At 31.2% G+C, this 24,579-nt stretch carries 14 protein-coding genes; 12 read left to right on the forward strand and 2 right to left on the reverse strand.

All coding sequences use genetic code 11. From position 1 onward, the window contains the following. Positions 1-135: 135 nt before the first annotated feature. Positions 136-1,632, reverse strand: coding sequence for a RagB/SusD family nutrient uptake outer membrane protein (locus ACZIYX_RS16175; RefSeq protein ID WP_462683292.1), 1,497 nt, complete (start codon positions 1,630-1,632; stop codon positions 136-138). Positions 1,633-1,649: 17 nt separating this feature from the next. Further along, entirely contained in the window at positions 1,650-4,715 is a 3,066-nt protein-coding gene (locus tag ACZIYX_RS16180; protein ID WP_462683293.1) for a SusC/RagA family TonB-linked outer membrane protein, read from the reverse strand. A 443-nt stretch (positions 4,716-5,158) separates the two neighbouring features. Between ACZIYX_RS16180 and ACZIYX_RS16185 the strand changes: the two genes are divergently transcribed. From ACZIYX_RS16185 to ACZIYX_RS16240, 12 genes are all read left to right on the forward strand, one after another. After that, on the forward strand, positions 5,159-6,157 hold the full coding sequence (locus tag ACZIYX_RS16185) for a GntR family transcriptional regulator (protein WP_462683294.1): 999 nt from the start codon (positions 5,159-5,161) through the stop codon (positions 6,155-6,157). Positions 6,158-6,160: 3 nt separating this feature from the next. Continuing rightward, the gene (locus ACZIYX_RS16190) at positions 6,161-7,066 is read left to right on the forward strand and encodes an aldose epimerase family protein (RefSeq protein WP_462683295.1); all 906 of its coding nucleotides are present in this window, start codon (positions 6,161-6,163) and stop codon (positions 7,064-7,066) included. Further along, entirely contained in the window at positions 7,059-9,059 is a 2,001-nt protein-coding gene (locus ACZIYX_RS16195; RefSeq protein WP_462683296.1) for an MGH1-like glycoside hydrolase domain-containing protein, read from the forward strand. Before ACZIYX_RS16190 ends, ACZIYX_RS16195 begins: the two co-directional genes overlap by 8 nt. A gap of 423 nt (positions 9,060-9,482) precedes the next feature. Next, on the forward strand, positions 9,483-12,632 hold the full coding sequence (gene lacZ, locus ACZIYX_RS16200; RefSeq protein ID WP_462683297.1) for a beta-galactosidase, LacZ type: 3,150 nt from the start codon (positions 9,483-9,485) through the stop codon (positions 12,630-12,632). Between the two features lie 7 nt (positions 12,633-12,639). Further along, a complete protein-coding gene (locus tag ACZIYX_RS16205; RefSeq protein WP_462683298.1) occupies positions 12,640-14,220 on the forward strand; it encodes a solute:sodium symporter family transporter in 1,581 nt (526 codons plus the stop codon). Continuing rightward, positions 14,221-15,384, forward strand: coding sequence for a galactokinase (gene galK, locus ACZIYX_RS16210; RefSeq protein WP_462683299.1), 1,164 nt, complete (start codon positions 14,221-14,223; stop codon positions 15,382-15,384). A gap of 10 nt (positions 15,385-15,394) precedes the next feature. Next, the gene (locus tag ACZIYX_RS16215; protein ID WP_462683300.1) at positions 15,395-16,438 is read left to right on the forward strand and encodes a UDP-glucose--hexose-1-phosphate uridylyltransferase; all 1,044 of its coding nucleotides are present in this window, start codon (positions 15,395-15,397) and stop codon (positions 16,436-16,438) included. Between the two features lie 383 nt (positions 16,439-16,821). Beyond that, entirely contained in the window at positions 16,822-18,666 is a 1,845-nt protein-coding gene (locus ACZIYX_RS16220; protein WP_462683301.1) for a glycoside hydrolase family 36 protein, read from the forward strand. A gap of 10 nt (positions 18,667-18,676) precedes the next feature. Beyond that, on the forward strand, positions 18,677-20,662 hold the full coding sequence (locus ACZIYX_RS16225) for a glycoside hydrolase family 97 protein (RefSeq protein ID WP_462683302.1): 1,986 nt from the start codon (positions 18,677-18,679) through the stop codon (positions 20,660-20,662). A 34-nt stretch (positions 20,663-20,696) separates the two neighbouring features. Then, a complete protein-coding gene (locus ACZIYX_RS16230) occupies positions 20,697-21,779 on the forward strand; it encodes a PEGA domain-containing protein (protein WP_462683303.1) in 1,083 nt (360 codons plus the stop codon). Positions 21,780-21,843: 64 nt separating this feature from the next. Then, positions 21,844-23,325 carry a sulfatase family protein gene (locus tag ACZIYX_RS16235; RefSeq protein WP_462683304.1) on the forward strand — a complete coding sequence of 494 codons (1,482 nt, stop codon included), beginning with the start codon at positions 21,844-21,846 and terminating at the stop codon, positions 23,323-23,325. Between the two features lie 175 nt (positions 23,326-23,500). Further along, complete coding sequence (locus ACZIYX_RS16240; protein WP_462683305.1) at positions 23,501-24,571, forward strand: formylglycine-generating enzyme family protein; 1,071 nt, start codon at positions 23,501-23,503, stop codon at positions 24,569-24,571. The last annotated feature ends 8 nt before the right edge of the window (positions 24,572-24,579 follow it).

A 24,579-nucleotide genomic window follows, 5' to 3' on the forward strand; every position in this document is an offset into this window, starting at 1 on the left:
CTAGATACAATTTTCTTATTTTTAAAAAAGGAATCCGTTTAAAATAGTAAACGAACTCCTTTTTTAACTATTTGCATAAAACATCAGATTTTTAAATGAAATGTTTACACATTTATGCATAAATATGCACACAAATTAATAGCCTGAGTTTTGAGTCATTTTTGGATTAGCATCAAGTTCGGCTTGAGGAATTGGGATTAAAACTCTAAAATCCTCTGCAGAAGGAATAGGGTGAACTGGATGATTTCTTTTGGCACTAACATATTTGCCATGTCTTATTAAATCTTCTCTTCGTTTTCCTTCAAAATGAAATTCCCATCCTCTTTCATCAAGTATTGCATCCTTTAATTTTTCTTTACTAGAAAAATCTCCTAAAACTAAGGGTGAAGCTTTTGCTCTAATACGTACTTGATTGATTAAATCAATAATTATGCTGTTGGGTCCGTTTATTTCATTTAGTGCCTCAGCTTTTGATAGTAGTACATCAGCATATCTTATAATCTTAAAATCGTGACCACTAGCCCAAGCATCCATTTCTGGATCTGGCCAATATTTAAAAGAGCTATTTTTGTTAGCTTCTTGGGTTACAATTTCATTTTCACTATTAATATATTGATTAATTATTTGTTTTTTGCGATCATCATTTGGTTCAAATGAATTATAAAAATGATCGTATACTCTATTTTTTGTGCCAGAAATAGATTGATTTGATAATTTAACATCTTCTCCATTTACAAAAGATTTATAATTGCTCTCAGGGTAAGAGTGAGACATAATAGCATTAGCTGTTCCTCTTACCAAAGGTGTTGCAGCAAAAGCAAAAATAGTTTCTTTTTCAATAGTCTCAAATGAAGGTTTAAATAAATCACGATGAGGGTTATCACCAGCAGTATAAAGACTATATAATCCTAATCCATCAATTAAATCAGCATATTCAACAACTTTGTTCCAATTTTTGATATTAAGATAATGTTTCATTAAGATTCCATAAGCAGCACCTTTTGTAGCTCGGCCAAATTCTCCATCTGCAGGCTCTAATGGTAAGTCGATAGCTGCAGAAACTAATTCTGTTTCAATAAAATTGAGCATTTCGGTATCAGTTGCTCTTGCCATTTGAGGAGGGTCACTACTTTTTGTTCTTAGTGGGATAGAACCAAACCAATTATACATAAATGCATAAGTGGTTGCTCTTGCAAATCGAACTTCTGCTTTCCATATTTTTTTTTCTTCATCAGATAGTTCTGAGTCATCAACTACTTCTAAAAAATAGTTTACATTTCGTATAACTCTATATGGTTTACTCCAAAAATTACTTCTAAACCAAGAAGGATTTTGTGCATCCCAATTCCAATTTAATACAAACGAAGTAACTCGGCTAAGCCCCCCTCGTTCATTCCATAAGTGATCACCACTAAAGTCACCAAAGTAGATAAAGTTTCTACCGTCTTCTCCATTAAATTGAAATTCAGAATATACACCATCCAAAAGACCTCTCATAAATCCTTCAGAGGCTGGTCCATCAATTGGAGCAAACTCGCCATAGATTTCTGTTTTTAATGGCTTTTCACATTGAGTAAATGTTATTCCAAGAAAAACCAAAATACATATTTTAATTATATTGAATTGTTTCATGTTTGTTTGTTTTAAATTTAAAATCCTACATTAACGCCCATTAGAATGGTTCTGCTGGTAGGGTAGCTATTGAAGTCAAATTTAGAGTTTCCAGTACCACTCAAATCAGGATCAAAACCTATGTAATTAGTTGAAATGGCTAAATTTTGACCAGATACATATATATTTAAGTCTCTGATGAATTTATTTTCTTTCAGATTAAAATTATACTTAAGAGTAATATTTTTAAGTCTAACAAATGATGCGTCACGAATTGTAAATGTATTTGTTAAATCGCCACCATAACTAGATGGATTAACAAAAGAAGGCCAATCATTTGTTGGATTGTTAACGGTCCACCTATTTAGAATAGGTTCAGCAAACCTGTTACGAGATTCATTAAAAGGAGAGTAAGTATTTGCTAATTGAGCATTAAATAAATCTACACCATGTACTCCTTCAATAAACACGGATAAATCGAAGTTTTTATAAGAGAAGGTATTGTTTAATCCCCAAGTAAAATCTGGATATGGATTACCAAGAACAGTTCTATCTTCAGCATCGATAATACCATCATTATTTTGATCTTTCCATTTAGGCTGACCAGGAACAGCATCTGGTTGTGCAGAATTTGTAGGATCCTCATTTATTTGCCAAATACCAATATGTTCATATCCATAATAAGAAAACGGAGCTTCTCCTTCTAAATTTGCTACAGTGGCTAGAGCTGGATTATTTATAATAATTCTTTCTCCTCCTAAACTACTAATTTCACTTTTATTGGAAGTAATATTGAATGAAGTTTCCCAACCGAATTTTCCAATAAGATTAATTGTGTTTATTGCTACCTCTATACCGTTATTGGTAATTTCACTATCCGATAGATTTACCCATTGGCTAGTAAATCCTGTTTGTAATGGAACTGGTTTTTCAAAAAGTAAATCTTTAGTTTTCTTATTATAAACATCTATAGAACCATTAATTCTGTTGTTAAGTATTCCAAAATCTACTCCAAAATTTAATTGTTCTGTAGTTTCCCATTCTAAATCAGGATTAGCAATACGAGCTGGTTGTAGACCAACAACAGGTTCGTTATTGAAAACAGCAGAATTTCCAGCGATAAAAGTGGTTATGCCTGCGCTATTAGGGACTTGGACATTACCAATTTGTCCCCATCCTAAGCGTATTTTTAAATCACTAAGAAAATCAATAGACTCAATGAAATTTTCTTCTGAAATTCGGTACCCTAAAGAAAAGGAAGGGAAAGCAGCGTATTTATTACCATCTGCTAATCGTGAAGAACCATCAGCTCTTATTGATGCGGTTAATAGAATTTTATTTTTATATGAATAATTTATTCTTGATAAATAAGATAATAAAGTATTGTTGCTTCTAAAGCTAAATAATTTATTAAATTCTTGATTTCCAGAACTTAAGTCGTTAGTTCCAACTTCGTCGCCAATAAATCCTCTTGCATTACCGCTAAATTCTTGAGTGTCAAATTTTTGAAAAGTATACCCGGCAAGAGCAGAAACAGTATGATCTCCAAAAGTATTATTATAGTTTAAAAGAGCTTCAATCACATAATTTGTGTTCTTTGAAGTTAAAATACTAGCGATGCCCTTTGCCTGTGACCCAACTACTGTTTGTCTTGAACGATAAGAATCTTTCTTCGTATTAATAATATCGGTATTTATTGCTACAGATGCTTTTAGATTTTGTAGTATTTCATAAGATGTTTTTAAATTAATTAATGTTCGAAATTCTCTTCCCTGTATATTGATCCCGTCAGCTATATTAAAAGGGTTATCCAAATCAATAACATCAGGCTGAAAATATGTGCCGTCTGGATTATATATTGGTGCTGTAGCAGGTAAATAAACAGCGGTACTTATAACTCCAGAGTCAAAATTACCACCTTCACCATGGGCTGTTATATCGTCTGCTATATAAGAAGTATTTATATTAATGTCTGTACTAAATTTATCCTTGCTATATCCCCATTTTAATCGACCACCATATCTTTTAAAACCAGATCCTCTTAATATACCTTCTTGATTTGTGTAATTAAGAGAGCTGTATATTTTATTATTTTGAAAACCGCCTGAAAGCGAAATATTATGTTGTTGGATTATAGCATTTTCAAAAATCTCATCCTGCCAATCAGTGTTAATGGATGTGTCAGAAAATTCAGCTAATATAGTGCTGCCTTGTTGTTGCAAGATGTTTCCTACATGATCTACATATTGTGATCCGGTTAACAAATCTAAAGTATTTGCAATTTTTTGAAAACCAGTACTGGTACTATAATCAATTTTTAAAACCCCTTCTTTTCCAGATTTAGTTGCTATTATAATAACTCCGTTAGCTCCTCTTGATCCATATATGGCAGTTGCAGATGCATCTTTTAATACTTGTATAGATTCAATATCATTTGGGTTTAAACTATTTAGAGGGTTTGGTGCCGAATTGTTGGGTATATTAGAACCATTGCTAGGAATAGAAGCGTTATTACTAATAGGCATTCCATCGATTACATATAAAGGTTCATTTGAAGTATTTAAGGATGAATTACCTCTAATTCTAATAGAGACCCCTCCACCTGGCTGACCACTTGTTTGTGAAACTTGCACTCCTGCAACTTTACCTTGTATCATTTGATCAACAGATGTTTTTGTGTTGTTTTGTAGATCTTTTGCTTCAATTGTAGCAACAGAACCAGTTAAATCTTTTTTGCTTTGTGTTCCATAACCAATGAGTACAACCTCTCCTAGATTTTGAGTATCTGTTTCTAAAGTAACATTAATTATTTTTTGATTAGTAATATTTACTTCCTTAGTTCCAAATCCAAGAAATCTAAATAGTAATATTTTTTTTGAATTAGGAACCTCTATAGAATAATTTCCATCAAAATCTGTTTGAGTTCCTTTGGTTTCATCTCCTTTAATAGTAATTGTTACTCCAGGTAATAATTGTCCTTCATTATCGATTACAGTACCAGATATTTCTGTACTCTGTGCATTTGAAACTCCGTATGCTAAAATGGCAAACAGGGTTAATAGAATCTTGCAAAATACAAGATGATGTTTTTGTGTTATTTCCATATTACATTTTAATTTGATGATTATTATTAAATCTATTTTACAAGGTTTTCCTCAGTATTAATGCTGCTCTAGAAATAATAATGATGCATGATTTAATGGTACAAATTATATTTATTTTTTTTGCAAAACCAATAAGTACCTACTAGTTTGTTTTTAAAAATGTGTTTTTTCTTTTATTAAAAGAAAGTTTCTTTTTTATGAAAATAATTACAAATAATATGTTGACTTAACTAAAATCATCTAAGGATTATTACTTTTTTAGATGTTGTTTAAGAGCAGGGGAAAGCTATATGTTAATAAAGATATTTTTAATTAATGGTTTGATAATACATTATTTTTTTAAGTTATAAAGCTTCATGGAATTTATAGTTTCATTTAATTTTTTCGAAAATTAAACAGGTAGGTACTAGTAGTTTTTGTAGAGAATTTAGTATATTTGTGTCATGAGTATAATTAAGATAACAAAAAATATAGGTGTGCCTAAATACAAACAGATAATTTCATCGATTGAAAATGCAATTTTATCTGGGGAGTTTAAACGTGGTGACAAACTACCATCTATTAATAGTGTAAAACTTAAGTTTTCACTATCCAGAGATACGGTTCTGCTTGCTTATAATGAGCTTAAAGTTAGAGGTATAGTTAATTCTGTGCCAGGGAAAGGATATTATGTGAAAAGCGAAAGTATCGAAATTGCACAAAAGATTTTTTTATTGTTTGATGAATTAAATGCATTTAAAGAAGATTTGTATAATTCTTTTTTAAAAAGCCTTAATGATAACGTAGAAGTAGATATATATTTTCATCATTTCAATTATGATGTTTTTAGTAAATTAATTTTTGATAATATAGGTAGCTATAATTATTATATTATTATGCCTGCTAATTTAGAAGGTACAGAGCTTGTTATTGATAAACTACCAGATAATAAGGTTTATGTACTAGATCAAACAAGTCCTAAACTTTCTAAATACCCGTCTATCCATCAAAATTTTGAAAAAGATATTTTAAAAGGGCTAATAAAAGGAATGAATCTTTTGAAAAAATACAAAAAATTGGTGTTATTATTTCAAAAAGAAAAGCAACCTATAGGAATGTTTAAGGGTTTTCAAATGTTTTGTAATACATATCGATTTGAATATGAGATAATTGATTCTTTAGGAAGTAGAGCGTTAACCAAAGGTGAAGTTTACATAATCCCTGATGATAGAAACCTTATACAGATCATTAAAAAGATAAAAGAAATTGACTTTATTCTTGCAAAAGATATAGGTATAATATCATATAATGATACTTTGCTTAAAGAAATTGTAGAAGGAGGGATAACTACTATTTCTACTGATTTTAATGAGATGGGAGAACGCCTGGCAAGAATGGTAACGAATAATGAACAGGTTAAAATAGAAAATGTAAATAATCTAATTCTAAGAAATTCTCTTTAACTATTGTATCAAATAAATCACATAAAAAAACAAGCTCAATCTAAACATTTTATTGAACTTTTGGGACCAGGTGAAAATTCAAAAGCACTAATAGATCTGGGTTTAGGAGGAAGTTTACAAAAACTATTGATAAATAATCAAGATATAATAGCAGGGTCAGAATTGTTAGATTATAAGAGAACATATACATCTTCTGTTTTATTTCCTTTTACAAATAGAATAAAGAATGGTAAATATACTTTTAAAGAGAAACAGTATACTTTAGATTTAAATTTGAAGGAAGAAAACAATGCATTACATGGTTTAATATATAATAAGGCTTTTAAATATATAAAAGAGGAAACAAATCTTAACCATGCTACTATCACTATTGGTTATGAAGAAACAGAAAAAGCAAAAGGGTTTCCTTTTAAATATTCTGTATTTTTAACTTATACTTTATCAACCAATGTTTTAGAGCTATCTGTTGAGGTAGTTAATAATGATGATTTTTCTTTTCCTTTTACTATTGGTTGGCACCCTTATTTTTTGAGTAGCGATTTGCACAAAAGCTCTTTAAGTATTCAGGGGAATAAAAAACTAGTATTCGATAAGAGTATGATTCCGATTAAAATAAAAGATATTGTTATAAAAGAACCTATAAAGATAAAGGATAGATTTTTTGATGATTGTTATATTCTCAATAATAATTCAGTAAAATTTAATACTCCTGATTACTGTTTACAGATTGAATCTTCATCTAAAGAAAATTATCTACAAATATATACACCAGATAAAAAAAACATAATAGCGATAGAACCTCAGACAGGCCCGTCAAATAGCTTTAATAATAATATAGGATTGAATATTTTAGAACCAAAAGAAAGCTATAAGATAAGTTGGAAGATCATACTTCATAATAATGAATAAAAAAATTCTGTCCATACTGATTTTAATGATAACACTGTGTTTTAGTTGTATAAAAACTACAGATCCAATGCAAGTCAATAAGGAATATAATTATATTCTACAGAGTAAAGATGTACTCAATTATCAAATAACTCCAAAAGATTCGCTAGATAAATCTGGATTAATGTTTTCGGATCAAGGAGCGTGGTTTGCATATAGTTTTCCTGATTCAGTTAAGACAGATGAAGGGTTTTCAGGTCCTTTTTTAATGACACAACAAAATGGAATATGGAGTAGTTCGATGTTAACAAAACTAAATATTGTTGACATTAACTGGAAAGAATATAATGCTACAGCGTATAATAGTCATTTAGAGCAAACTTTTGCAAACAAGGATTTAGAATTAAAACAAAAGTTAGTATTTGTTTCAGGGCATTCGGCGATAGTAAGTTCTAAACTTACTAATAAAACCGATAAGCCTATAGAATTGATTTATAATTGGCAGAATCAACCTCTATTAACAGAGAGTTTAAAATTAGAAGCAAAAGAAAACGAAGTTATAGTACACTCTTCAAAATCCAAAGCAATTGGTCATATTGTTTTTCCAAACGAAACAAAAACAACAAGTACTTACAACTCATATTCTACTAAGAACCAAACGTTGTATTTAGATCCAAAAGACACAAAAGAGATTGTGATTTCTCAAACCTTTATTTTTCCTGAATATTCATGGCAAGAAGAAAAAAAGAATATAACCACTATAGAGTTTGATACTGTTTTACGCAAACGAAAAAATGAAAAAGAAAACGAATTAGAGTCTTTGATTACAGCTAGAAAGAAACAATTTCAAAAAGACAAATATGTAACAGTGTTAGCTAAAGCACATCTTACATTACAAAATAATTGGCGTATTCCTGCGGGAGAAATAAAACATGAAGGATTATTTCCGAGTTATCATTATAAATGGTTTAACGGGTTTTGGTCATGGGATTCCTGGAAACATGCTGTTGGACTATCTTATTATAATACAGAATTAGCTAAAAAGCAGATACGATTAATGTTCGAATTTCAGAATGAAGATGGATTCGTTTTAGATTGTGTATATCGGGATACAAGTATTGAAAATCATAATAATCGAGATACAAAGCCACCTTTATCTGCATGGGCAGTAGCCAAAATTTATGAAAAAGATAAAGACCTTAATTTTGTAAAGGAGCTTTATCCTAAACTTAAGAAATATCATTATTGGTGGTATCAAAAGCGGGATCATGATCAAGATGGGCTTTGTGAATATGGGTCTACAGATGGAACTCTTATAGCTGCAAAATGGGAGAGTGGTATGGATAATGCTATTCGGTTTGATGATTCAAAAATCCTAAAGAATCAAAAAAACGCATACTCTTTGAATCAGGAAAGTGTCGATCTTAACGCATACTTGTACGCAGAAAAAATGTATTTGGTAACCTTGTCAAAAGTGCTGCATAAAGTAGATGATTCAATACAGTTTTTAAAAGAAGCTGAGAAATTAAAAATAAAAATACAAAAACAGTTCTATCATAAACAAGACGGATGGTTTTATGATACTAGTTTAGATGGAAAAATATTTATAAAAGGAAAAGGTAGTGAAGGATGGACAGCATTGTGGGCAAATGCAGCAAGCCAAAAACAGGCAGAAGCTGTTAAAAATATAATGATGAACCCGGATAAGTTTTTTACTAAAATTCCTTTTCAAACCATGTCTGCTGATCACCCTAAATTTGACCCTCTAAAAGGATATTGGAGAGGTCCTAATTGGTTAGATCAATCTTATTTTGGAGTAAAAGGATTACGTAATTATGGGTTTAATAAAGAAGCAGATGAGGCTACTATGCAAATTCTTGATGGAGCAGAAGGAGTATTAGACAAAGGAAAAGCTATTAGAGAAAATTATCACCCAATAACAGGGCAAGGGTTACATGCACAAAATTTTAGTTGGAGTGCTGCGCATATTATAATGCTATTAATAAAAGAGTAAGTGTTAAAATATTCAACATTGTAAATATCTATTAATTAGGCAGAGCAAATGTTACCATAATTGTATGATGTTGAATTAAAAGATTAGTCACTTACAAAAGAAATTGATTTTAATTCTAAAATTAAAATCAAAAATGAAAAAGGTATATGTTGAAAATTTCATTAGCGGATAGATAGAGAAACGATCTTAATTTTTAACAACAATTTTAGAAGTTATAATTTATATCGGAAAGCATCTAATTGTTTCAGAGGCAATTAAGGGTGTTAGTGACGATATTATTTCTGAAATCAAATAGATATGTAAATAAACGTAAAGTATATCTACTATCCTTAATAAACGGTAGAGTATAAAGTAATATTATTTTTTTATCTCGTAAAGTATTTGCAGAAAACTTTATACACAGTATTATAAAAGTATACCATAATGATTAGATTAAGACATATAGCCATAGTGTTAGGTATAATAGGAATATATAGTTGTAACAAAAAATACCTGCAACCAGTTCCAGAGCAAAAGAATCATTTTGATCATCAAATATTTGAAGAAAATAAGCTGTCACCTAAAGCTGCTTTTTTTGGTTTTGAATCTAAATTGATAAAACAAAAAGAAAAATCAAAAAGGTTTTTAAACTTAAATGGAGATTGGAAATTTAAATGGGTAAAAGATCCAAAGGAACGGTCAACAACTTTTCAACATAAAAATTATAACGATAATAAGTGGAACACTATTCCTGTTCCGGCTAATTGGGAAGTTCATGGATATGGAAAACCAATCTATCTCGATGAAAGATACCCTTTTACAACAAAATGGCCGAGCGTTCCTCAAGATTATAATCCTGTAGGGACTTATAGAAAACGTATACATTTAGACGCAAATTTTTTATCACAAGATGTTATTCTTCATTTTGCAGGAACTAAGTCAGCAATGTATGTCTATATAAACGGAGAATACGCAGGATACTCTCAGGGAAGCAAAACACCAGCAGAATTTAATATTACTAAATATCTTGTAGAAGGAGAAAATTTGATTGCCTTGCAATTGTTTAGATGGAGTGATGCTAGCTATCTTGAAAGTCAAGACATGTTGCGCCTGAGCGGAATAGAAAGAGATGTTTACTTATATACGCAACCAAAAACACATATTTCAGATTACCACACCAAAACAAATTTGGATGATACCTATACAAACGGAATCTTTGATGCAGAAATTTCTATTACAAACAGCAGTGCAGTAGAGACAGCTTACAGAACAGTATCCATAGAGTTGTTTGATCGAGATAGGTCTGTATATAAAACAACAGAATCTGTTCAAATCCCTATACAGAAAACCATAACCATACAATCTAAAAAACTACTGGAAGGAGTTAAAAAGTGGTCAGCAGAAATTCCCAATCTGTATAAAATACAAATCACATTAGAGGACGAAGTAAACATAAAAAATAATCAATTTATTAATCATCATGTAGGGTTTAAACGGGTAGAAATTAAAAACAGCCAGGTTTTAATTAATGGCAAAGCTATACATATACGTGGTGTTAATAGACACGAAACGGATCCATTTACAGGGCATGTAGTTTCTAAAATATCTATGGAGAAGGATATTAAATTAATGAAACAACATAATATTAATGCAGTACGAAGTTCTCATTATCCAAATGATACGTATTGGTTGGATTTATGTGATCAATATGGATTATATGTTATAAATGAAGCTAATATAGAAAGTCACCCATTAGCTATTGATGAAAAAACACAAATTGGTAACGAAATGAGCTGGTTGCCAGCTCACATGTCACGTACACAAAGGATGTTTTATAGAGATAGAAACCACCCATCTATATATTCTTGGTCATTAGGAAATGAAGCAGGAGAAGGAGAAATTTTTAAGAGGACATATAAATGGTTAAAGGCACACGATAATAACCGTATTGTACAATATGAACCTGCATTTAAAGAAGACTATACCGATGTGTATTGCCCAATGTATCCAAAGCCAGAATATTTAATTAATCATGGACAATCAAATTCTGATAAACCTTCTATTATGATTGAATATGCACATGCCATGGGGAATTCTGTAGGGAACCTTCAAGATTACTGGGATATTATAGAAAAATACCCCAATCTTCAAGGAGGATTCATCTGGGACTGGGTAGATCAAAGTTTAGAATATAAAGATCAAAATGGTAATCCTTATTTGGCATATGGTCATGACTATCATCCTGATTTACCAACGGATGGTAATTTTTTAAATAATGGATTAGTAGATCCATATCGAAATCCACATCCTCATTTATTAGAAGTAAAAAAAGTATATGAACCTGCACAGTTTAATTATTTAGGAAATGGTAATATTGAATTAGAAAACAAGAATTTCTTTGCAGATTTTTCGGATAAAACACTTGCATGGAAAATAATAGAAGATGGTAAAGTTGTTAAAGAAGAAAGAGAAGTTATATTTAATGATGTATCACCACAAGAAAAAATCAAAATAACTTTAGCAGGGTTCCCTTCTCATTTTAGAAAAGAGGCAGAATATATCCTAGAAGTAAATTTACTGCAAAAAGTGGCACAACCCATGATTCCAGAAGGGCATGAAATTGCTTGGGATCAATTTGTTATTCAAAAAGGCTCCAAACCATTAGATGCTTCTTTTGTACCTAATGATTTACAAATTACTTCAGAAAATCAATTTATAAATATTAAAAATCACATAATAGATCTTAAGGTAAATAAACAAACGGGAGAGATTATTTCTTGGAAACATAATGAAATTGTGATTACTGCAGATCCGATTCGACCTAATTTTTGGCGCCCTCCTACAGATAATGATTTAGGTAACCAAATGGATAAATGGGCAAAAATATGGCAATATGCTACGTATAACTATAGAGCAAAACTTATATCAGCTCCTAAAAAGATAAATTCTGATGTTTCTTACAAAGTGTCCTATGCACTTCCTGAAAATGAAGCAAATATTGAGGTTGTTTATCATGTTAAAGCCAATGGAGAAATGAAAGTAGACTTTAGTTTTGATCCAAACAGAAGTAACTTACCAAATATCCCAAGGCTAGGAATGTATCTTACACTACCAAATACATTTAAAAAAGTATCCTGGTATGGTAATGGGCCAGAAGAGAGTTATTGGGATAGAAAAACAGGAGTTAAAACAGGCATATATACAGCAGCTATAGAGACACAATTTCATGCTTATTCGAGACCACAAGAAACTGGTAATAAAACAGATGTTAGGTGGATGAAAATTATTTCAGATGTGTTATCAATAAAGGTTAGTAGTCCTTCAATCTTATTAAATAGTAGTGTTTGGCCATTTAAAATGGAAGAATTGGATTTTAACAGCGAAAAGGACGGAGCAGCTTCGGCTTCAGGGCTAGTTCCAGTTACTAAAAAACACGGAGCAGATATCAAAATAGGTAAAACTATCCAATGGAATATTGATTACCAACAAATGGGAGTTGGAGGAGATACTTCATGGGGCCGTTTCGTACATGACGAATATATCATAAAACCAGAAAAATATAACTATTCATTTACAATACAACCAATTAAATAAAAAAACTATGCAATTCATTACATTTCTTGGATTTACATTATTAGTTGCCATTATATCTTATATAAAAAGTAGAAAAACAGATGAATCTTCTTCAGATGGATACTTTTTGGGAGGAAGAAGCTTAACAGGAGTGGTTATTGCAGGATCGTTATTATTAACCAATTTATCAACAGAGCAAATTGTAGGATTAAATGGAGCCGCTTTTAAAGAGGGTATCTTGGTAATGGCATGGGAAACACTAGCAGCAATTGCAATGGTGGTCACAGCGGTATTCTTATTACCCGGATACTTAAAAGGAGGAATAACTACTGTTCCTCAGTTTTTAGAAAGACGATACGATAAAACAACTAAAACAATCACCTCTGGATTATTTCTTAGTGGATATGTAATCGTTTTATTACCAATTGTTCTATATTCTGGGGCATTGGCAATCAATACAATGTTTAATGTACCAGAGATATTAAATGTTACAGAAACTGTTGCGTTATGGATAACTGTTTTTGGTATTGGCAGTATAGGCTCTGTTTATGCAATTTTTGGGGGGTTAAAGGCTGTAGCTGTATCAGATACAATCAACGCTATAGGCTTATTAACAGGAGGTTTGTTGATCCCAATATTTGGATTGATGACTATAGGAGATGGTAATGTTTTTGAAGGAATTACAGTACTGGCACAATCACATCCCGAAAAATTAAAAGCACTAGGAGGACCAGAATCTTCAGTTCCAATAGGAACAATATTTACCGGTATGATGCTCGTACAGTTATTTTATTGGGGAACCAATCAGGCTATTATCCAAAGAGCTTTAGGAGCTAAAAATCTAAAAGAAGGACAAAAAGGATTATTATTAGCTTCTTTTATAAAAATATTGGGGCCTTTAATAGTGGTATTGCCAGGTTTAATAGCCTTTCACATGTTTGGAAACACATTAGATAACCCTGATGAAGCATATCCTATGCTAGTAACCAAAGTGTTGCCAACAGTTTTGGTAGGCTTCTTTGCTGCTGTATTGTTTGGAGCAATTTTGAGTTCTTTTAACTCAGCATTAAATAGTTCTGTTACTTTATTCGGAATCGATATTTACCAATCCCACTTTAGACCAGATGCTACAGAGCGAGAAATTGTAAAAGCAGGAAAAAGTTTTGGTATTATATTAGCAATTTTGGCGATGTGTATTGCTCCTTTAATCGCATACGCTCCCGATGGCTTATTTGGATATTTACAAAAAGTAAATGGATGTTATAGTATTCCTATTTTAACAATTATCATAGTTGGGTATTTAACAAAATATGTACCTGCAATTGGAGCAAAGATCGGGATCATTTCTGGAGTTATTTTATATGTCGCTTATATCTTATTAGATAAATTTATTTTTGTTGATCAATTCCCGCATTTCTTACATGTCATGGCAATATTGTTTGTATTTAATATACTTATCATGTTGCTTATTGGTAAGTTAAAACCAAGAAAAGAAGCTTACCAGCAAAAATATACAGAACAGGTAGATATTACACCTTGGAAACACCTTAATACAGTAGGGATATCCATTTGTTTGATTGTTTTAGGGATTTACATATACTTTGCATAAATGACTAACGATTTATTAATAGAGAAAGTAAAACATACTTTTCAGAAACGATTTGAGAGCAATCCTATATTATGTTTTTCTCCAGGCAGAATCAATTTAATAGGAGAACATACAGATTATAATCAAGGATTTGTTTTTCCTGCCGCAATAGATAAAGGAATAGTTACAGCAGTACAAAAAAGTAAGAAATCTTATTGTTGTGCCTACAGTATAGACACAAACGAAGTCTTAGAGTTTTCTTTAAAAAACATTTGCCCTATTAAAAATGGAGGGTGGAGGAATTATGTGTTAGGAATAGTTGCTGAAATTCAAAAGACTAATAGAGAAATCGAAAATTTCAATTTGGTTTTTGCAGGTAATATACCATCTGGAGCAGGACTGTCTTCTTCTGCTGCTCTGGAGAATAGTATTGCTTTTGGATTAAATGAACTATTCGAACTTAGATTTACTAAAAAAGAAATGATCTATATTTCTCAGAAAGCAGAACATAATTATGTAGGAGTGTTTTGTGGAATCATGGATCAATATGCCAGTATGTTTGGAAAAGACGAGCATGCTTTATTATTAGACTGTAGAGATCTTAAGGCAACTTATTTTTCTATTGATTTTAAAGAATATGATATTCTTTTAATCAATACTAATGTAAAACACAGTCTTGCAGAAAGTGAATATAATGAAAGGCGTTTAATATGTGAAAATGTCGCAAAACGAATGGGGATATTAGCACTAAGAGATGCAACTGTTGAAGGGTTACTGGCTGTTAAAGAACAAATTACCGAGGAGGAGTACCAAAAAGGTTTATTTATAGTAGAAGAAAATAAAAGGGTTTTAAAGGCTTCTAAAGTGATTACTGAAAATGATTGTAAAGTTTTTGGAGAATTACTTTTTGAATCTCATGACGGGCTTCAACACCAGTATAAGGTAAGTTGTTCCGAATTGGATTTTTTAATAGATCAAGCTAAGAAAAACCCAAATGTAATAGGAGCTCGAATGATGGGAGGGGGATTTGGAGGGTGTACTATAAATATTGTAAAAAAAGGAGCTTCAGATACATTTATAAAAACTGTTACACCAATATATTTTAAAAAATTCAACAAAAATTTAAGTAGATATGACGTTCGTATTTCTCAAGGAACACACAAAATAATAATGGTTAAAAATTAAAAATCGCATTATGTTAAGCAAGTATTTACAAGACTATTCCCACAGACGTTATAATCCGCTTACAGGTGAATGGATTTTAGTATCACCACATAGAGCAAAAAGACCTTGGCAAGGTCAGGAAGAAGAAGTGCAAAAACAAGAGCTGCCTGCCTATGATGAAAAATGCTATTTATGTTCTGGTAATATTAGAGCTGGTGGAAAAAAGAACCCAGATTATAAAGATGTTTTTGTTTTTGAAAATGACTTTGCAGCTTTGCAAAACGAATCAGCTGATTTTGCTGTAGAAGAAGAATTATTTAAAGCAAAAAGCGAAACAGGAATATGTAAAGTAATTTGTTTTAGTCCCGACCATTCTAAAAGTTTAGCTGAAATGTCTATTGAAGCTATAGAAAAAGTAATAACAATATGGCAAATAGAATACAAAGATCTAGGAACACAAAACAATGTTAATTACGTACAGATTTTTGAAAATAAAGGAGCGGTAATGGGATGTAGTAATCCACATCCACATGGACAAATATGGAGCCAGTCAAATTTACCTAATGAGATTATAAAGAAAGACAGCCAGCAACAAAAATATTTCTCTAAAAACGGTAGATCTTTATTAGAGGATTATGTAGTACAAGAATTAGAAAAAAATGAACGTATTATATTTCAAAATGAGCATTTTATTATAGTAGTCCCGTTCTGGGCTATCTGGCCATTTGAAACCATGATCATTCCTAAAAAAAGACAGTCAGCAATTACAGAAATGAATGAGGCAGAACGAATTGCATACGCACAATCTATTTCTATAATAACAAAAGCATACGATTTGTTGTTTAATTGTTCTTTTCCGTATTCAAGTGGTATTCATCAAGCTCCTACTAATACCAATTCTAAAGAACATTGGCATTGGCATATGAGTTTTTATCCTCCTCTTTTAAGAAGTGCTTCAGTTAAAAAATTTATGGTAGGGTATGAGATGTTTGGAATGCCTCAACGGGATGTTACTGCAGAGGAAGCAGCGCAGAAAATTCGTCAATTAATTGATAAAATAGATAATTTTAAATGAATTATAAACAGATAAAATTGCATTTCTATTTTTATGCTTAAAAGATTATCATTTTTATATCATAGTTCGTGAAATAGCAAATCTATTTTAAAATAAAAGAAAGAAAGTATAACCAAATTACAGATAGGCTATTATTTTATATGAATAAACAGTACCTGCCAGTTTGTTTTTGAATCTTTAAAAACAAACTGGTAGGTACTGTTTTGTTTTTAAAGATTTAAAAAATACATTAGCAAAAAAATAAACTTTTTTTAACATTAGGTTAACCTTTGATTTGAAAAAAATATCAAGCTCTGTCAAAGATGTAATACGTATATATTTAGCTAGATAGGTAAGTTTGTTTGAGGTTTATAAATTGAAAATAAAACGCAATAACTTAAAAAATGAGATTATTTAAAAACGTAATATTAATTATACTTTATTCATTACATGTGATAAATGTAAAATCTCAGGAAGTTCATAAATCTTTTAAGTTGGGAGAAAATCAAATTGAATTAATTTGTGAATCGTGTGAGTTTGAAATTAAGATAGAAGTAGATCAAAAAACAAAAGGAATAGCTATAGGAACAATAGTTTTAGAAAGTAAAAAAGAAACTATTCCTGTAAATATGTCTTTAAAATGGAGTACACCATCTAACAATATAGCTGGATATTGGAGTAGTAAAGCATTTTTAGATAAAACAATTACTCCAGACTGGGGGCCTGCCAAGGTGACTTCTATGTTGTCTAGAGAATCTCCTGTATTATGCCTTTTTGGGCATGATGATGTAAATCGTCAAACTTTTGCTGTATCCGAAGTTTTAAATACCGTTGTAACAAGTACAGCTATAAAAGAAGAAGACGGGATGATTTATAATGAGGTTAAATTGTTTACAGAAAAGCATAAAAAAATATCAAAATATGTAGTACAATTTAGATTAGATACAAGACCCGTTACTTACGCAACAGCACTTGCAGACGTGGGTTCTTGGTGGGCTTCATTTGATTCGTTTAAACCATCAAAAGTTCCAGAAGCAGCAAAAATGCCAGTATATTCTACATGGTATAGTTATCATCAAAATTTGAACCCAGAATCTATATTAAAAGAATGTAGAAAAGCAAAAGCTATGGGATATGAAACAATTATTGTAGATGATGGATGGCAAACATTAGACAGTAATCGTGGGTATGCTTATACAGGAGACTGGAAACCCGAAAGGCTTCCTGAAATGGAACAGTTGGTAAAAGAAGTACATAACCTAGGGATGAAGTTTGTTTTATGGTATGCGGTACCATTTGTAGGCGAAAAATCTAAAGCTTATGAAAAAATGAATGGTAAGTTCCTTAAATATTGGGATGGGCAAGGTGCATATGTTTTAGATCCAAGATTTCCTGAGGTTAGGCAATTTATTATAGATACTTATATAGATGCAGTTAAAAAATGGGATTTAGATGGTTTTAAGTTAGATTTTCTTGGAAGATTTAAAGCAAGTGAAGAAACTAAATTAGTAGCAGATAACGGAAGGGATTATGCGTCTGTAAATGAAGCGACAGATAAATTGATGACTGATTTAATGGATAACCTTTTAAAGGTTAAGCCAGACATTATGATCGAATTTAGACAGCCATATACGGGGCCACTTATGCGAAAGTATGGAAATATGTTAAGAGCATCCGATTGTCCTAATGTAGCTATGATTAATAGGGTTGAAACTACAGATCTTAGGCTGTTAAGCGGTAATACAGCAGTTCATGCAGATATGCTAATGTGGCATTATGATGAACCTGTAGAAGTTGCTGCTCTTCAATTTCTTAATGTATTGTTTTCTGTACCACAAATTTCAGTACGCTTAGAAGATATACCGAAAGATCATTTTGAAATGATTAAGTTTTATACAGAATACTGGCTAAAAAATAGAGAAATACTTTTAGAAGGAGAATTTTATCCACACAACCCTCAAATGAATTACCCATGGATAGAAGGAAAAAATAAAGAAAAAAAAATCATTACTGTTTTCGAGAATATAATAGTTCCTTTTGATTTGTCTTCAGAACTTAAACAAGATGTGGTTAATGCTAAAAGTAGTAATAGTTTAGTTTTAGATATTAAAGGAAGTAAAAGAAAGTACAATTATACCATATATGATTGTTTGGGTAAAATTGTATTAGAAAAACAAATTGAACTTGAGCAAGGAATTCAAGCTTTTGAAATACCTCCTTCTGGGTTAATATCTTTTACAGCCATTTAATTTATTGCATATGAAAACCTTAAAAAAAACAAATTTACATTTAGGATTATTATTAATATTTTTCTTCTGTAAGATTGCTTTTAGCCAAGAATACACTGTTTCTTCACCAGATAAAAAAATCGATTTTAAAATCTCGGTTAAAGATAAAATCACATACTCTGTAATTATAGATGAGGAACACATTTTAGAAAAATCTAGCCTGTCGTTAACACTTTCAGACAAAAAAGTACTAGGTAATATACCTAAAGTGATTAAAGAAAAAAGAAATGCTATAGATCAACTTTTATATCCACAATTACGTGTAAAAAGTAAAGAAGTAAGAGATTATTTTAATGAGCTAACACTAGTTTTTAAAGAAAACTATAAAATTCATTTTAGAGCATATAATAATGGGGTTGCATATAGATTTGAAACCAATTTTAAAGAAGATTTAATTATACGTTCAGAAGAAGCAAATTTTAATTTCGAAAAAGAAACGAAAGTTTATTTTTCTAGAGAAAAAGAATTTTTTTCTCATAACGAACGATTGTATGAGTTAAGCGATTTGGATACATTATCATTAGATGACCTCGCTAGTTTACCTGTATTGGTAAAGCCATCAAATAAAATAAAAGTACTGATTACAGAAACAGGATTACTTGATTATCCAGGGATGTGGTTGACGGGAGGAGAAAAAAGTAACTTACAAGCTACATTTCCTGTATATGCTTTAGAAGTAAAGAAAGATTCTAGTCGTTGGAAAGATGACAGGAGCATAAGAGTATCCAAAGCGGCAGATTATATAGCAAAAGTTAAAGGAGATAGAACATATCCTTGGAGAATTATTTGTGTTTCTAGAAAAGATGAAGATTTACTTACAAACCAACTTACGTATCAACTGGCAGAACCTTCCAAAATAGAAAATGCATCTTGGATAAAACCAGGAAAAGTAGCTTGGGATTGGTGGAACTTTAATAATATATATGGAGTTGATTTTAAAGCAGGAGTAAATACAGATACTTATAAATACTACATAGATTTTGCTTCTAAATATGGGATAGAATATATTTTGCTCGATGAAGGGTGGTATAAGTTAGGAGATGTGTTAGATATTATGCCAGATATTGATGTGAAAGAACTAATAAAATATGGAGAAAGTAAAAATGTAGGAGTGATATTATGGGTAACTTGGAGTTCTCTAGATCAAAAATTACAAGAAGCGTTAGATGAGTTTAAGAACTGGGGGGCAAAAGGGGTAAAAGTTGATTTTATGCAGAGAGATGATCAATGGATGGTAGAATATTATGAACGTGTAGCTAAGGAATGTGCAAGGCGAGAATTACTGGTAAACTTTCACGGTTCATATAAACCTTCTGGGCTTAGAAGAACTTATCCCAATGTGCTAACAAGAGAAGGGGTAAAAGGAGCAGAAAATAATAAGTGGGCAGATTATATAACCCCAACTCATAATGTGACACTACCTTTTATAAGAATGGTTGCTGGACCAATGGATTATACTCCAGGCGCAATGGTGAATGCTCAAAAAGAAAATTTCGCAATTTCATGGAATAGACCCATGAGTATGGGTACGAGATGTCACCAAATAGCAATGTATATAGTATATGAAAGCCCATTACAAATGCTATGCGATTCGCCAAGTAACTATTTAAAAGAAGACGAGACAACAAAGTTTATTTCTAAAATACCAACAGTTTGGGAAGAAACTAAGGTGTTGAATGCAAGTATAGGTGAATATTTAACTATAGCAAGAAAAAGTAATGAGAAATGGTTTATAGGAGCAATGGCCAATGAGAAACAAAGGTCATTAAATATAGATTTATCTTTTTTGGAAGAAGGAAAATATACTATAGAAATTTTTCAAGATGGGGTTAATGCAGAAAGATATGCAAGCGATTATAAAAGAGTGATAAAAGAAGTCTCTGGTAAAGATGTGATTACGGCTGAATTAGTGTCAGGAGGAGGATGGGCAGCAATAATATCAAAATCTAATGATTAAGAATACTTTTATAACAAAGTTAACAACTTTAAAAATGAAAGATAAAGATTTTAGTACTTTATTTAGAATAATAGCGCTAGCCGTTTTGTGTATTTTTAGTACTATAACAAGAGGGCAAAACTCATCTCAAAAAACAAATAAATTTGAAGTTTCGGAGAACACAAAAAAGGAGTTTTTAATTACAGCTCCAGAAGAAGGAGGAGTATATATAGATGGTACATTTACAGGGCAAAAAACTCCATGCACTATTGAAATATCTAAAGGAGAGCATACTATTGGAGTAGGTTTAGAAAATAAAAGAATTTATCTAAGAAAAAAAATTCAAACAGAAAAACTATCTGATACAATTATTAGATTGACAGAAAAAGATAAACAATCCCCTTCTATATGGAAAGCTTTATTTGTAGGAGTTCCCGAAGTATATGGTAAATCTATTACTGGGGAGTGTAGTACTAAATTTAGTCAAAAAGATTTAGATAATGCCTATGATTTTTTTAAATACAATTTGCAAGAACAAATAGAGCCTTTTTCATACGGAACAGTCAAATGGGAAATTGAAAGAAAGGATTTAACCAAACCTGTAGAGCTTACTAAAAAGGAAAATGGGTGGTATACCTTAGAGGCAAATCAAGGCTTAGAAGAATTAGAAAATGTAAAGCCAGGAATGTACGATACAGTTTTTCTATTTTGGAGAGAACAAGAAGGAGATTGTAGTTTTAAAAGCACTTATTTCGGTTTAGCTTGGCTAGATCCTTCCTCATTAGAAACAAGAAAAACAGGATATGTAACTGTTAAATTTAATCCTGGTGATATAGGAGTAGCTTCTACTTTAGATAATTACAAAAAAAATGACCCTGGAGTATGGACACACGAATGGTTACATGTAGTAATAGAACAGTTTTATCCAAAAAGAAATGTAAAAGTCCCTTTTCCTTCAAAAAACAAACTCATTTTGCATATGGCTGAAGCATACGGATACAGGTTTCCTTGGATGAATTGGTATGAAGATCTTATATCTGGTAGAGTCGCTTTAGGGAAAACATATACAGGTATAGGACCTGATACCTTATTAAACTGTACGGTTAGAAATTCTGCGTTGAAAAAATGCGAAGACTAAAAGTATGACACAAAGTATAAAATCATAAATCAAAAAAATGGATTGCGTAAAAAAAATAAAAACAATGCTAGGTAAGACAATAGCAGTATTAATATTAATAAGCTTTTCTTTTTCTTGTAAAGAAAAAGAAAAGCAAGTAGTAGTAAAAAACGCTTCAGAAGAACGCCCCAATATTTTATGGTTTTATGTAGAGGATATATCTCCAAACTTAGGTTGTTATGGTGATACAGATGTTAAAACCCCAAATATTGATGAATTGGCAAAAAACGGAATACGTTTTACAAACACGATTATGCCAGCACCAGTATGTTCGCCTCTTCGTTCTGCAATTATAACTGGGGCGATGCAGACAACATTAAATACTCATAATCACCATAGCTCTAGATCAAAAGAATCAGCTATCAAGTTGCCAAAAAATGTAAAAACACTTCCAGAATTATTTAAAAAAGAAGGATATTTTACATTTAATCAAGGTAAAGATGATTATAACTTTGATTATGTAAGAGATAGCCTTTACTCTGGAGAATATCGCCAAAATGGAATGTATGGCTTGTTAGGGGAAAAAATCGACTGGAATTTAAGAAAAAAAGATCAACCTTATTTTGGACAAATACAGCTTCATGGGAATAAATATATTTATAGGAAAAATTTTCAAGAAATAGTAGTTCGGCAAATTTCTCCAGATTCATTAAAGTTGCCGGTATATTATCCACAAACAGAGTATATGCAAGAAGAATGGGCTTCTTATTTAGAATCAATTGAGTTAACCGATAAAGTTTTGGGAGAAACTATGGCTCAACTCAAATCTGTTGGAGCACTTAAAAATACCTATGTGTTTTTCTTTTCTGATCATGGTATGCGTTTATGGAGACATAAACAATTTTTGTATGAAGGAGGAATTAAAGTACCTTTTATAATGACTTATTTTGACAAGAATGGAAACGCCGCAAATATTAAAGGACAAAAAGGCATTGTAGATTCAAATCTAATTAGTGGGTTAGATATAGGAACAACATCTTTGGGTCTGGGAAACATACCAATTCCTGATTATACAGAAGGACAAGATTTTCTTGCTGAAAATTACCAACCGAGAAAATACGTGATTTCTGCCAGAGATAGATGCGATTTTACTATCGATCGAATTAGATCCGTACGAACAAATAAATTTAAATATATTAAAAATTTTAAAACAGATCGCCCATATATGCAACCTAATTACAGGGATGAATGGGAACTAACTCAAATAATGAGACAAGCCTATGCTAATGGTGAACTTAATGAAATTCAAGCTAGATTCTGGAAAAATGAACGCCCAGAAGAAGAACTATATGACCTGATAAAGGATCCAGATGAAATTAATAACTTGGCAAAAGATTCTTTATATACAAAGGAATTAGTAAATAATAGAGAAATATTAAAAAACTGGATTATAAAAACTAATGATCAAGGACAATATCCTGAAGGGATTGAAGGGTTAAAGTTTATGTATGAAAGATGGGGAGAAAAATGTATAAACCCTGAATATAATGTATTAAAAAAACAATAATCAAGAACAAATTTTAAGTAAAAAGTAGAGGTTTTGAAAAAATAAGCCTAAGGAAAGGTATTCTTAAATTTAAAACATGTTTTATCGTTCAATTAATTGTTTTTTAGTTGTTTGTGTATTTTTTTATGTAAATAATACTTGATGTTATATAAATAAAATAGAGATTTAAACGTAGATGAATAAGATAAAAAAAACCGGTGGGATTTTATTAATAAGTATTTGCTTTTCTATGTTTTTTGGATGTAAAAAAGAAGGAGGAGGAGATAAAAATTTAGAAAAATTAATTTCTGGAATGATCTGGATTTCAGAAGGAAAATTTGCTCAAGGAGCTGTTATAGGAGATTCTTATGCATTATCTCACGAGAAACCAAGTCATGAAGTATATGTGGATGGCTTTTATATAGATATTACAGAAGTAACCAATGCACAGTTTTCTAGATTTATAGAAGAAACAGGTTATGTTACTGTAGCAGAAAGACCAATTGATTGGGAAATCATGAAAAAAGAACTTCCAAAAGGTATTCCTAAGCCTCATGACTCTTTGCTAAGAGCTGGATCTTTAGTATTTAAAAAGGCAGAAACTTCTGTTTCAAACTTGAACGATTTTTCAAAGTGGTGGAAATGGACTGCAGGAGCAAATTGGAGAAACCCTAAAGGCCCGCAAAGTTCTATTAAAGGAAAAGAAAACTATCCTGTAGTTCATATTGCTTTAGAGGATGCTTTGGCTTATTGTAAATGGGCTGGTAAAAGACTACCTACAGAGGCTGAATGGGAATATGCAGCTCGAGGAAATCAAAAAAATGCAATTTTCTTTTGGGGAAAAAATGAAAAAAAACTACCTCAAAACGCTAATACATGGGGAGGAGAATTCCCTGTAAGTAATGATACTTTAGATGGATATGAGGGTTTGGCACCAGTAAAACAATACCCCCCTAATCCTTTTGGATTATATGATATGGCAGGGAATGTATGGGAATGGACATTAGATGATTATGATACAGAGTATTATAAAAAACTATCCTTGTCTGTTGATTTAATTACAAACCCTAAAGCAGTAATGGAGCAACTTCCAAATCAAAAAGAACAACAAAAAGTTATTAAAGGAGGATCTTTTTTATGTAGTGCAACATATTGTGCAAGTTATAGAATATCTGCACGTATGAGCTCTGGAGTGAATTCTTCTACAGAACATTTAGGCTTTAGAACAGTAACAACAAAAGGTATGATATCGAATTACATTAACTAAAATAATTT

Source organism: Aquimarina sp. (assembly GCF_977115655.1).

Coding starts and splice junctions, on each gene's coding strand:
- ACZIYX_RS16225 (WP_462683302.1), top strand. CDS start 18,677: ATGAAAACCTTAAAAAAAACAAATTTACATTTAGGATTATTATTAATA.
- ACZIYX_RS16175 (WP_462683292.1), bottom strand. CDS start 1,632: ATGAAACAATTCAATATAATTAAAATATGTATTTTGGTTTTTCTTGGA.
- ACZIYX_RS16230 (WP_462683303.1), top strand. CDS start 20,697: ATGAAAGATAAAGATTTTAGTACTTTATTTAGAATAATAGCGCTAGCC.
- ACZIYX_RS16235 (WP_462683304.1), top strand. CDS start 21,844: ATGCTAGGTAAGACAATAGCAGTATTAATATTAATAAGCTTTTCTTTT.
- ACZIYX_RS16180 (WP_462683293.1), bottom strand. CDS start 4,715: ATGGAAATAACACAAAAACATCATCTTGTATTTTGCAAGATTCTATTA.
- ACZIYX_RS16240 (WP_462683305.1), top strand. CDS start 23,501: ATGAATAAGATAAAAAAAACCGGTGGGATTTTATTAATAAGTATTTGC.
- galK (WP_462683299.1), top strand. CDS start 14,221: ATGACTAACGATTTATTAATAGAGAAAGTAAAACATACTTTTCAGAAA.
- lacZ (WP_462683297.1), top strand. CDS start 9,483: ATGATTAGATTAAGACATATAGCCATAGTGTTAGGTATAATAGGAATA.
- ACZIYX_RS16205 (WP_462683298.1), top strand. CDS start 12,640: ATGCAATTCATTACATTTCTTGGATTTACATTATTAGTTGCCATTATA.
- ACZIYX_RS16215 (WP_462683300.1), top strand. CDS start 15,395: ATGTTAAGCAAGTATTTACAAGACTATTCCCACAGACGTTATAATCCG.
- ACZIYX_RS16220 (WP_462683301.1), top strand. CDS start 16,822: ATGAGATTATTTAAAAACGTAATATTAATTATACTTTATTCATTACAT.
- ACZIYX_RS16185 (WP_462683294.1), top strand. CDS start 5,159: ATGAGTATAATTAAGATAACAAAAAATATAGGTGTGCCTAAATACAAA.
- ACZIYX_RS16195 (WP_462683296.1), top strand. CDS start 7,059: ATGAATAAAAAAATTCTGTCCATACTGATTTTAATGATAACACTGTGT.